At 68.0% G+C, this 11,505-nt stretch carries 10 protein-coding genes and 1 pseudogene; 4 read left to right on the top strand and 7 right to left on the bottom strand.

The window, feature by feature from the left end; translation table 11 throughout:
• Positions 1-147 (bottom strand): hypothetical protein, encoded by a 147-nt coding sequence (locus U5919_RS09845; protein WP_336024002.1) that lies wholly within the window; start codon positions 145-147, stop codon positions 1-3.
• Between the two features lie 36 nt (positions 148-183).
• Entirely contained in the window at positions 184-1,368 is a 1,185-nt protein-coding gene (locus U5919_RS09840) for an SPFH domain-containing protein (RefSeq protein WP_336024001.1), read from the bottom strand.
• Positions 1,369-1,496: 128 nt separating this feature from the next.
• Between U5919_RS09840 and U5919_RS09835 the strand changes: the two genes are divergently transcribed.
• Both U5919_RS09835 and U5919_RS09830 read left to right on the top strand, forming a co-directional pair.
• A complete protein-coding gene (locus U5919_RS09835) occupies positions 1,497-1,697 on the top strand; it encodes a DUF7554 family protein (RefSeq protein ID WP_336023999.1) in 201 nt (66 codons plus the stop codon).
• Between the two features lie 40 nt (positions 1,698-1,737).
• A complete protein-coding gene (locus tag U5919_RS09830; protein ID WP_336023998.1) occupies positions 1,738-2,277 on the top strand; it encodes a 2'-5' RNA ligase family protein in 540 nt (179 codons plus the stop codon).
• A gap of 31 nt (positions 2,278-2,308) precedes the next feature.
• On the opposite strand, the gene U5919_RS09825 is transcribed toward U5919_RS09830, so the two are convergent.
• Positions 2,309-4,486, bottom strand: coding sequence for an ATP-dependent DNA helicase (locus U5919_RS09825; RefSeq protein ID WP_336023997.1), 2,178 nt, complete (start codon positions 4,484-4,486; stop codon positions 2,309-2,311).
• 163 nt (positions 4,487-4,649) lie between these two features.
• Here U5919_RS09825 and U5919_RS09820 point away from each other — a divergent pair.
• Positions 4,650-5,108: pseudogene (locus tag U5919_RS09820) on the top strand (DUF6789 family protein).
• A gap of 76 nt (positions 5,109-5,184) precedes the next feature.
• Positions 5,185-7,260: a M61 metallopeptidase family protein gene (locus tag U5919_RS09815; RefSeq protein WP_336023996.1), complete on the top strand. Its 2,076-nt coding sequence runs from the start codon at positions 5,185-5,187 to the stop codon at positions 7,258-7,260.
• 41 nt (positions 7,261-7,301) lie between these two features.
• On the opposite strand, the gene argF is transcribed toward U5919_RS09815, so the two are convergent.
• The 4 genes from argF to U5919_RS09795 are packed head-to-tail and all read right to left on the bottom strand — an operon-like array spanning position 7,302 to position 11,484.
• Positions 7,302-8,201 (bottom strand): ornithine carbamoyltransferase, encoded by a 900-nt coding sequence (gene argF, locus U5919_RS09810; RefSeq protein WP_336023995.1) that lies wholly within the window; start codon positions 8,199-8,201, stop codon positions 7,302-7,304.
• Positions 8,202-8,207: 6 nt separating this feature from the next.
• Positions 8,208-9,356: a [LysW]-lysine hydrolase gene (locus U5919_RS09805; protein WP_336023994.1), complete on the bottom strand. Its 1,149-nt coding sequence runs from the start codon at positions 9,354-9,356 to the stop codon at positions 8,208-8,210.
• Entirely contained in the window at positions 9,353-10,492 is a 1,140-nt protein-coding gene (locus U5919_RS09800; protein WP_336023993.1) for an aspartate aminotransferase family protein, read from the bottom strand. Before U5919_RS09800 ends, U5919_RS09805 begins: the two co-directional genes overlap by 4 nt.
• Entirely contained in the window at positions 10,489-11,484 is a 996-nt protein-coding gene (locus U5919_RS09795; RefSeq protein WP_336023992.1) for an acetylglutamate/acetylaminoadipate kinase, read from the bottom strand. Before U5919_RS09795 ends, U5919_RS09800 begins: the two co-directional genes overlap by 4 nt.
• Between the last annotated feature and the right edge of the window lie 21 nt (positions 11,485-11,505).

Below are 11,505 nucleotides of genomic sequence, written 5' to 3'. Positions count from 1 at the left end.
CTATCGATCCGCGGCGTCGAGCGGTCCGTCCGATCGACGGGAGCGGTAGAGATTGACGAGTAGTCCCGCGACGAACGTGAGCAGCCCGACGCCGACGAGCCACAGTGCGGACGGGTGCTCGACTCCGAGGTGAAGCAGCGCTGTCATCGTCGCGACCGACGGAATCCATCCACCTAACAGCTTCTATCTCGACGAGTCGTACGACGCGTCGAGGTTCAGATCGACGTCGGTCTCGGCGGTCGCTTCGCCGTCGTCGCGCCCGGAGAGGTCGCCGACAGCGTCGATCCCCTCGATCCCGTCGGTCGTCGCGAGTATCTCGTCGACGTCGTCGAGAGCGAGGAGTTCCCGCGTCTCGGCGTCGAAATCGAGGCTCTCCAGCCCGGCCGACTCTTGGACGGCACCGCCGGTGAGTCCGCGGCCGTAGCGCCCGAGGAGGCTCGTCAACTCCTGCGGGAGGACGTACGTCGTCGACGGCGACGTGCCGATCCGGGTGAGCGCGTCGAACCCGCGGTCGATCATCGCGCGCTCGCCCATCGACTCGGCGGACTTCGCGCGCAACACCGTCGAAATGGCGTCACCCTGCGCTTCGAGTATCTGGCTCTGCTTTTCGCCCTGCGCGCGGATGACGTTCGACTGCTTCTCGCCTTCGGCCCGCTCGACGGCGGAGCGGCGCTCGCCCTGCGCTTCGAGGATCATCGCGCGCCGGCGACGTTCGGCGGAGGACTGCTGTTCCATCGCGTTCTCGACCACCGCGCTGGGTTTGACGCTTCTGACCTCGACGCTCTCGACGCGGATCCCCCACTCGTCGGTCGGTTCGTCCAGTTCCTCGTTGATCCGGCGGTTGATCTTCTCGCGTTCGGAGAGCGTCTCGTCGAGTTCCATATCGCCGAGGACCGCACGCAGCGTCGTCTGTGCGAGGTTCGAGACCGCCCGCGTGTAGTCGTCGACTTCGAGGAACGCCCGCTTGGCGTCCATCACGCGAATGTAGACGACGGCGTCGGCGGTGACCGGGGAGTTGTCGCGCGTGATCGCCTCCTGCTTGGGAACGTCGAGCGTCTGCGTCCGCATATCGAAGGGGTACGTTCGCGAGACGAACGGCGGGATGAAGTTGATACCTGGTTCGAGCAGTTTGCGGTACTCGCCGAACACCGTCAGCGCCTCTTTGTCGTAGGCGTCGACGATCTCGACGGCGCTGTAGACGGCCGCGATCGCCAGCGCGAGGACGACGAGACCGACGACGGCCATCGGGTTGCCGCCGAAGAGGACGCCGGCGGCGAGGAGGGCGGCGACGACGGCCGCGGCGGGGAGGAGCCATCCCGGCGACCCGCGCGTGGAGAGCCGTCCGAGTTCGCGGAAGACGTTGGCCATAGCGGTTCTTGTGACGCTGTGGCATTAAGGATGTCCCGCGGATGAGAGATCGACCTTGGGCGCGCGATCGCAATCGAGCGGGGGAACTCACCCGAAGGCACTTCAGGGTCGCAAACGAGGGATCGCCTATGCGTCTCCCGATACCCGGCACCGACCGCGGCGCACTGGAGGTCGAGGACCTCCTGAAGATCGTCCTCGCACTCCTTGTCGTTTGGCTCGTGATCGAGATACTCGACACGGCTTTCGGATTTCTGATCGGCGTCTTGGGTCCCCTCCTCGGACTCGTCATAATCGTCCTCATCGTACTCTGGCTGCTCGATCGGATCTGAAGTCCGAGCGTTCTTGTCCGCCGGGCGCGCACCCCAATCCGTGTTCAGTCTGAACGTCCCCGTGCCGGGGGGGCTCAAGCGCGTCGCCGCCGAGTTGCACCCGGAGCTCTCGCGCTTCGAGCGGATCCGCGAGCGCCACACGCTCGTCGCGAAGCGCTTCGACACCGCGCTCGACGACGACGCCGACTCGCTGCCCCGGCTGCGGGAGCGGCTTCGCCCGCTACTCCGACAGCACGGCGCAACACAGCGGCGCGGCTCGGGCGGGATCGACCTCCGCGTGACCGGCCTCGACTACTTCGAGACGCCCACACGGGGAGCCGGACCCGTCGTTTTCCTCGCGGTCGAGAGCGACGACTTGCAGGCGCTGCACCGCCGGCTCTGCGAGTCGTTCGGGACTGTTTCCGGAATCGAGGGCGACGACTACGTCCCGCACGTCACGCTCGCCCGCGGCGGGCGCGTCGACGACGCCGACAACCTCGTCGGGCGAACCTCGATCGATCCGATCGAATGGACGGCGACGGAACTGCACGTCTGGGACTCGCGGTACCGCGAGGCCGCCGCGCGGATTCCGCTGCGGTGAGGAACCGTCCGCCGGACGCACCAATCCCCGCCTACGGTCGCGGCGGTTCGCCCGAATAGGCGTCGAGGTCGGCGTAGAAGTTCAACATAGAGAACTTCAGTTTCCCGGGGGCGACGTCGACGAGTTCGAGCCGCTCCTCCCGCGGGAAGCTCTCTCTGACGCCGTATTTGCCCATCTCGACGCTCTGTTGGGTGTAGCGCTTGTCGACGAGCAGCCTGACGCCGTAGTCGTCGGGGGCGCGGATCACCCGTCCGAGCGCCTGCCGGGTCTTTCGGATCGTCGGAATCTCGACAGCGTAGCGCCAGCCGGCCTCTTCGCGGTCGTCGTACGCGCGGTCGTAGGCGTCTTGGATCGCCTCCATCCGCTCGGAGAGATGCGGGTACGGCACGCCGACGACCGCGACAGTCCGCGCGTCGTCGCCGTCGAAGCTCACCCCCTCCGCGAGCGTGCCCCAGAGAGACGTAAAGAGCGTCGCGTCGTCGCTCGCGACGAACGACTGCCGCAGCGATTCGGTGTCGACGTCCGAGCCGTCGAGGAGCAGGTCGCTCGTCACCTCCGCGCGGCCGCGCAGGCGGTCGTGGTAGCGCTCGGCCTCGGCGTAGGAGGGGAAAAACAGGAGCGTGTTCCCCGGCGTGAAGCGCGCCGCGTCCGTGAGTACGTCCGCGATAGCCGCCTGCGTCTGCGGGTCCGACCGCTCGGAGCTGAACAGCGCGGGGGCCTCCACCGCCAGCGTCCGGCGGCGATCCTCCGGGTATTCGAGCCCGTAAGCCATCGTCACGGGATCGTCGAGCCCCAGCACGTCGGCGGCGACGTCGAACGGGCGCAGCGTCGCCGACATCAGGACGCTGGCGTGGACCTCCGCGAACAGCGTCTCGGTCACTTCCCGCGGGATGCACGTGTACAGCTCCGCGCGGCCGTACACCTCGTCGGTGCCGCCGTCTCGTCGCACCGAGCACATCGGATGCTGACCGAGCTTCGCGCCGTCGGCCATCCACGCCGCGATGAACTCCGCGGCCTGCAGGGTCTGACACTCCGAGCGCGTCGTCGTGCGTCCCTCCTTGTACGCCTCCTCGTACTCCCGATCGAGCGTCCGCCCGAGTTGCAGCGCGAGGTCGACCTCGGTGTCGATCCCGCGGCCCTCGTAGCGGTCGAGAAAGGCGAGCGTCAGGTCGTCTCTTCGATCCGAGTTCGCGATCGAGAGGTCGTGCCAGTCGTCGGCGACCTGCTCGCGCTCGCCGAAGCCGAGCGCGTCGTCGTACGTCGCGCGCAACGCGCCCAGAAACGCCGAGAGAACGTTTTCGGCCGACTCCGCGCGGGAGTCGTCGGTGTCGTCGAGCTCCGTGAGCGCCTCTTCGAGCGTGTTCTCCGTGAGCGCGCGGCTGGCGTGATCCCGCGCGGCCGACTCGATGTTGTGGGCCTCGTCGAAGACGGTGACGACCTCCTCGGGCTCGCGGCCCAGCCACCGGAAGAACTGCTCGCGGATGTTCGGATCGAGGAGGTGATGATAGTTGCAGACGACCAGATCGACCGCTTCCATCCCCTCCTTCAGGAGTTCGTACCCGCAGAGCTGTTTCTCGTCGGCGTACTCGTAGATCTCCTCGGGCGTTCGAACGTCGTCGAAGAGCCACTCGAAGAACTCGTCGTTGCTCGCGGTGAGGTTGTTGTAGTAGTGCTCGCAGACGTTGCCGTCGCGGAGCTCCTCGAGCTCGGATTCGACCGCGTCCAGTTCGTCGGTCACGGAGCTTCGCGCCTCGCCCGCGCCGTCTGCGCCCTCGCGGATCCGATCGAGCAGCGCCTCGGCCTGATCGTTCAGTTCGGCGCGCTCGCCCTCCTTCTCGACGAGCGTCCGCGTCGTGTCTCGCAGCGTCTGGCACTCCTGGTACTCGACGTCGATGTGGCACATCGACGACTTACCCTTGAAGACGACCGCCCGCAGCGGCTCCTCGCGCGTGATCGCGCGGGCGTCCGCGACGAACTGCCGCATCTGCTGGTGGACGTTGGTCGTGATGACGACCGTCTTGTCCGTCCGGCGGGCGTACGAAAGCGCCGGCACGAGCGCCGAGAGCGTCTTGCCGGTTCCCGGCGCGCCCTCTAAGAGGACGTCGCGCTCGTCGTCGAGCGCCTCGGCGATCTCGGCCATCGCCGAGCGCTGGTTCGGGTACGGCTCCTCGTAGGGGAAGAACCGCTCGTACTCGTCGGTCGTCGACACGGTGAGTTCTGGGCCCCCCTGCGATTAAAAGGCTCGGACGCGCGAGGCGTCCGGGCCGGCCTCCATTGAGATACGCTATCATTCAACATATCACTTCCGGTCTTGTGCGTCGCAAACGCGCCCCCGAGATGCTATTATTCGGGAGGCAGCGGTTGTCTCGCTTATGGAAACCGAAACAAGCACAACGAGCGCAGTACAGACGGAAGACCGGGCGTGGCAGTACGGCGTCGTCGCCGGAATCGTCGCCGGAATCGTGATGGGAGCGCTGATGGTGATGCAGACGCGCCCCGTCATCGAGGTCGCGATTACCTCGATGTACTTCCTCTCTGGAGACGCTGCGGGGTTCGCGATCCACGTCGCTCACGGCGCGGTGCTGGGTGTTGTCTTCGCCGCGGTCGCGGCGACGCGGTCTGGGCTGACGACGGGAAGCACCGTCGCCCTCGGCATCGGCTACGGCGTCGTCCTCTGAGTCGTACTCGCCGTACTCGTGATGCCCGTCTGGCTCTCGGCCGTCGGATCGCCGGCGAACCCGCCGCTGCCGAACGTGAACGTGATGAGCCTCGTCGGGCACGTCGTCTACGGCGCGGTGCTCGGCGTCGTCTACGCGGCGCTGCGGACGTAGTCGAAAAATCGAGCGGTAAAAGCGGCACGTTGACCGGAGGCGGCACGCTCATAACGCTCACGTACAACGGCATCCTATGGGCCGGGGGCTGCGGGAGGCGTGCCTGTTCGTCGGAGTGCTCGTCCTCGTCGGCAGCGTCGGTTTCGCTCCGGCGGGAGCGGCGACGCTCGGGCCCGACGGCACGCCGGACGTCAGCCAGAGTGCGACGGCGGCGGATTCCGTGTCCTCGACGGACGTCGATCGGACGTCGGTGTCGGACTCGAACGTCGAACTCACGCAGCGTCTTCGACTCGTCCCCGACGAGCCCGGCGTGTACGACGTCACACACCGCTATCGGCTCCCGGATCAGCTCCGGGGCCTCGAGGTGACGCTCCCGCCGGAATCGACCGTCGTCGCCGCGTCTGGTTTCGATCGACAGGAAGGGCGGACCTACGAGTGGGACGGCTCCACGGAGCGCCCGACGATCGACTATCGGATGGCGGCCAACCGCACCGTCGAGCAGACCGGGCCGATCGGCGGTCCCGGTCGGCTGACGTTCGTCGACGTCGGCGAGTGGGCGCTCATCACGCGGCCGGGATCGTCCCACAGTTGGTCGTGGACGGGCGGCGGCGACGTCGGCCTCGATCGATCGGCAGTGACCGACGAGGGCGCGATCGGATCGACGATCGGCTTTCTGGGACCGCACGAGGAGTACACCCACACCGCACACGGGCAGACGTTCCGGTTGATCGTCCCCGAAGCGGCCGACCTCGAAGAGTCGCCGGAAGAGTTGTTCGCGGCGTTCTCGGACGCTTCAGACCGGCTTCGGGTCGGCGACCGCGACGAGACCGTCTTCGTCGTCGCCGCGCCGACGCCGGACGGCCTGCAGTGGGGCGTCCGCGGCCTCCACACCGGCGGAGCCGACGTGTGGGTCCGCGACTTCGAGCGCCTCGATGAGGCGAACAACGTCTGGCTCCACGAGTACGTCCACACCCGACAGGGGTACGTCGCGGCCGACGACGCCCGATGGTTCACCGAGGCAAGCGCCGTCTACTACGCCGCGCTCTTGTCGCTCGAAGCGGAGCGGATCGACTACGAGACGTTCCGCTCGCGGATCGCGCACGGGGAGGGCGAGTACGACGGCTCGGTGATGACGCGGCCGGACACCTGGCGACAGAACGCGAACTACTACGTCGGCGCGCTCGTCGCTGGCGAACTCGACCGACGGGTCAGACTGGCGAGCGACGGCGACGCGTCGCTGCAAGACGTCTACCGACGGATGAACGCCAGAGATGGGGAGGTCGACGCGGCGGACGTCCGCGCGTCTCTCCGGGCGGCCGGCGGCGACGACGTCGCCCGACTCGGAGAGCGGTACACGACCACGACGGACCGGCCCGCGATGTGGAACGCCACGCAACACCGCGAGGCGTTCGGCGAGGGATCGATCCCGACGCAGGTCACGTACGCGATCGCGTCGGGTCCGGACTCGGCCCGCGTCTCCGGCGCGTACCGAAACCGCTCGGTCGACGTCGACGGACTCACCCTCGTCCCCGGCGAGCGCCTCAGCGTCGACGTGGTCGCGACCAACGTCGGGGGTGGCGGGGACTACGAGGCGACGCTCCACGTCGACGACGAGTCGGTGTCGACGCAGTCGGGACGGCTCGCCCCCGAGGAATCAGACACGCTGACGTTCGCACACACCTTCGAGCGGACCGGCGTCCGCACGGTCTCCGTCGGCGACGTGACGCTCCGCGTCGAAGTCCGCGAGCCGGCGACCGCGCGTGCGTCGAACCTCACCGCGAACCGGACCGACCTGCCGGCCGGCGAGTGGGTCCGACTCTCCGCAGTCGTTCGAAACGACGCCGACTACCCCGGCGAGACGAACCTCACGTTCACCCGTGCGGGCGATCCCATCGAGACCCGGACTGTCAGACTCGACGCGAACGAGTCGTCGACGATCGAAACGGCGATCAGACTTGACGAGCCCGGCACCTACGCGTTCGGCCTCGGAAACGAAACCGCGGAAACGATCGACGTGACGGTGACCGAGAATGCGGGCGGCGACGGCGACCAGACCGACACGGAAACGCCCGGTTTCGGCCCGGGAGTGACGGTCGCGGCCGTCGTCGCTGTCGCGCTCGCGACGGCGGTCAGACTCCGCAGGGACGACTAGCTCAAAAAGCGGAGCGCGGACGCTTCGAGTCGCGTCGGAGCTCAGGCGTCGAGCAGTTCGACGAGCAGCCCCTTCTGGGCGTGCAGGCGGTTCTCCGCTTGGTCCCACACGAGCGAGCGCTCGGACTCTAAGACGTCGCCGGTGATCTCCTCGCCGCGGTGGGCGGGCAGACAGTGCATCACCTGCGCGTCGGAGTCGGCGAGCAGCCGCTTATTCACCTGATACCCGTCGAAGGCCGCGAGCTTCTCGTGGCGCTGGTCCTCCTGCCCCATCGAGATCCAGACGTCGGTGTAGACGACGTCGGCGTCGTCGACGGCGTCTTTCGGGTCCTCGACGACGGTCGGCTCGTGGCCCAATTCGGCGGCCTGTTCGAGCACCGCGTCGGCCATTCCGTACGTCTCCGGCGTCGAGATCGTCAGATCCAGCCCGACCATCGCCGCGCCGATCACGAGCGACTGGCCGACGTTGTTGCCGTCGCCGACCCACGCGACCCGCACGTCGTCGAAGCCGCCGAAGGCCTCCTTGATCGTGAGCAGGTCGGCGAGCGTCTGACACGGGTGCGCGTCGTCGGTGAGGCCGTTGACGATTGGAACGTCGGCGTACTCGGCGATTTCGATCAGGTCCTCGTGGTCGAACAGCCGCGCCATCACGGCGTCGACGTACCGGGAGAGCACGCGAGAGGTGTCAGACAGCGGCTCGCCGTGGCCGAGCTGGATGTCCTCGGGACCGAGGAAGATGGCGTGCCCGCCGAGCTGAGTCATCCCGGTCTCGAAGGAGATCCGCGTTCGGGTGCTCGGCTTCTCGAAGAGCATCCCGAGCGTCTGATCGGGCAATCGCGTGTCGTCCTCGCCGGCTTTGATCGCCGACGCGCGGTCGAGGACGGTCTGCAGTTCGTCGGTCGTCAGGTCGTCGATGTCGAGGAAGTGGTCGGTTTCGAGCATCCTGTCTCACTCCTGCTTCTGAAGGCGCTCGCAGACGTCGACGAGCACGTCGATCGCGCTGTCGTACTCCGCGAGGTCGAGGTGTTCGTTCGGCGCGTGGTCCAGATCCGAATCGCCGGGGCCGTAGGTCGCCATCGGACAGTCCCACGCGCCGGCGAAGATGTTCATATCGCTGGTGCCGGTCTTTCTGAGCAAGCGCGGCTCCCCGCCGGCCTGCCGGATCGCGACGCGGAACGCGCGGGCGACCTCGGTGCGCGGGCTCGTCATCACCGGCGGGATCGGCTTCTCCCAGTGGACGCCGCCGCGGGTGAGTTCACCCTCCGCGACCTCGCGGATGTCGTCGATGGTGAACTTCGGCGGGACGCGGAACTGCACGTCGACGGTCGCCTCGACCGCGAGGCCGTCCTCGGTGGGCCCGCCGTCGAAGCGGACCGGCTTCGTCGTCACGGTGTCGAAGACGCCGTCGGACTCGTCCTCGTCGAAGAAGTCCGCGACGCTCGACCACCAGTTGACGGCCGACTGGATCGCGTTGTCCTCGGGACGCGAGGAGTGACCCAACTCACTCGTCGAGACGTACGTCCCCGAGAGGAAGCCGCGGTAGCCGAGCGTAATTCCGTCCCATCCGGAGGGCTCGCCGTTGATGACGGCCTCGGGCGCGTCGCGGTCTTCGACGAGGTGCCACGAGCCGCGAGAACTGGTCTCCTCGCCGACGACGCCGACGAAGGAGACGCCCGTCTCGACGGCCGCGACGGCCATCGACGCGAGCGGTCCCGTGGCGTCGACGCTCCCGCGACCCCAGAGCACGCCGTTCTCGATCTTCACCGGCACGTCGCCGGGGACGGTGTCGATGTGGGAAGTGAGAAGCACCGAGTCGTCGGCGGGCGCGCGGACGTTGCCGACGTCGTCGATCCACACTTCGCGGTCGTGCGCCTCGAAGAACGCCTTCAGGCGTTCTGCGGCCGCGGTCTCCTCGCCGGACGGCGAGGGAATCGAGACGAGATCCGCCAAGAGCGTCTGCGCCTCGGTCAGCCCCTCGGTGAGATTCTCTTGTACGTCGAAGACGCCGTGGTTCATCCCGAAGCCGACGGCGTTTCCCTCGGTCGCCGAGACCGACTCGCCGTCGGCGACCTCCTCGTCGTCGAGTTCGGCGCTCATCCCAGCACCTCCGCGAACGACTCGACGAACTGGTCGGCGTGGCTCTCGTCGATGGTCAGCGGCGGGAGCAGGCGGACGACCGTCCGACCCGCCGGGAGCGCGAGCACCTGCTCGGAGAGCGCGAGGTTCTTCAGCACGCGGTTCGCGCCGCGCTTGATCTGAATACCGATCATCAGCCCCGAACCGCGCACCTCGCGGACGGGCAGGTCGTGGGTCTCCGCAGCCGCCTCCAGTTCGCTCCGCAGGTACTCGCCGACGTGTGCGGCGTGCGCGGGAACGTCCTCGTCGACGATCGTATCGAGCGTGGCGTTCGCCGCGGCGCAGACGACGGGACCCCCCGAAAAGGTCGACCCGTGGTCGCCGGGATTATCCGCGATCCAGTCTTTCACGAGGGTCGCACCGAGCGGCAGGCCGTTCGCGATCCCCTTCGCCGACGTGAGGATGTCGGGCTCGACGCCGACGCCCTCGCAGGCCCAGAGGTTGCCGGTGCGTCCGACGCCGGTCTGGATCTCGTCGAAGACGAGCGCCGCGCCCGCTTCGTCAGTCACCTCGCGTGCGTGCTGGAGGTACTCGGTCGTGGCGGGGTGGATGCCGCCTTCTCCCTGTACGGGCTCTACAAAGAACGCCGCGGTCTCGTCGTCGACGGCTTCGGCGAGCGCTTCTCCGTCGCCGTAGGGGACGAACTCGACGCCGCCGGCCAGCGGCTCGAACGGCTTCTTGTACTTGTCCTTCCACGTCATCGCGAGCGCGCCCATCGTGCGACCGTGGAAGCCGCGCTTGGTCGCGACGATCTTCGAGCGGCCGGTGGCCGCGCGGGCGAACTTCATCGCCGCCTCGTTGGCCTCGGTCCCGGAGTTACACAGCCAGACGTTCTCGATGTCGCCGGGCGCGAGCGCCGCGAGCTTCTCGTACAGTTCGGTGCGGACCTCGACGGGGTACGACGCCTGCACGTAGGTCAGCGTCTCGGCCTGTTCCTGAATCGCCTCGGTGACGGCCGGATGCGAGTGTCCGAGCGGCGTGACGGCGTAGGAGGCCCCGAAATCGAGGTACTCGGTTCCCTTCGTGTCGTACAGGTACGCACCGTCGCCGGACTCGATCTGAATCGGTTTCTCGGAGAAGACGAAGCCGCCGCTCATTGTGTCACCTCCGTCTCCTCGGCGTCACTGTCCTCGGCGTCAGTCCCCTCGTCGGGATCGGCGACCGCGCTGGCGTGGATGTGCGTGCCGCCGCCGTCAAGCGCCGCGATGATGGGGTCGTCGGCGTTCGCGTCGGCGACGATGACGGTCACCGCGCCGCCGTCGAGCGCCTCCTTCGCCGCCATCACTTTCTTCGTCATAAAGCCCTCCGCGGCGTCCGTCAGTGTATCAAATTCCGCGGGAGTCGCGACCGATTCGATCAGCGTCGACGCGTCGTCGGGGTCGGCGTAGACGCCGGAAACGTCGGTGAGGACCACCAGTTCAGCGCCGAGCGCGCCGGCGACGGCCGCCGCCGCGCGGTCGGCGTCGGCGTTGACCGCGACGCCGTCGTCGGCCAGCATCGGCACGGTGACGACCGGCGTGTAGCCGTCGCCGAGCAGCGTCTCCAGCAGCGCGCCGTTGACGCCCGTGATCTTCCCGGAGTGGTCGCCGCGCTTGATTTTCTTTTTCCCGTCCTCGACGACCCGAACGGCCGACTTGCGCGGGCCGGTCAGGAGGCCGCCGTCGACGCCGGAGAGGCCGAGCGCGTCCACACCGGCAGCGCGGAGCGTGACCGTGAGGTCGGTGTTGAGCTTGCCGGGCATCACCATCGAGAACACCTCCATCGTACGTTCGTCGGTGAAGCGACCGACGACGCCGCCGGGCGTCTCGACGTACGTCGGCTCCTCGCCCAGTTCTTCGAGCGTGTCGTCGACGGCGGTCGAGCCGCCGTGAACGACGACGACTTCCCTCCCCTGCTCGACGAGTTCGGCGACGTCCTCGACCGCGCCCGCTGGGTCGACCGCGCGAGCGCCGCCGACCTTCACGACGACCGGCGGGAGCGACTCCTCGCTGCCGCCGTCGGTGCGAAGCGGTCGCGCCGCCTCGGGTCCGAACTGCTGCGTCTGGCGGGCGTCGCGTGAATCGTCGTGTGTGGTGGGTTCGGTGGTCATACGTGTACGTCGTGGTACGTG

Origin of the sequence: Halobellus sp. LT62 (genome assembly GCF_037031285.1) — an archaeon.
Classification (GTDB): domain Archaea; phylum Halobacteriota; class Halobacteria; order Halobacteriales; family Haloferacaceae; genus Haloquadratum; species Haloquadratum salinisoli.
This window is presented reverse-complemented; position numbering and strand designations above follow the sequence as displayed.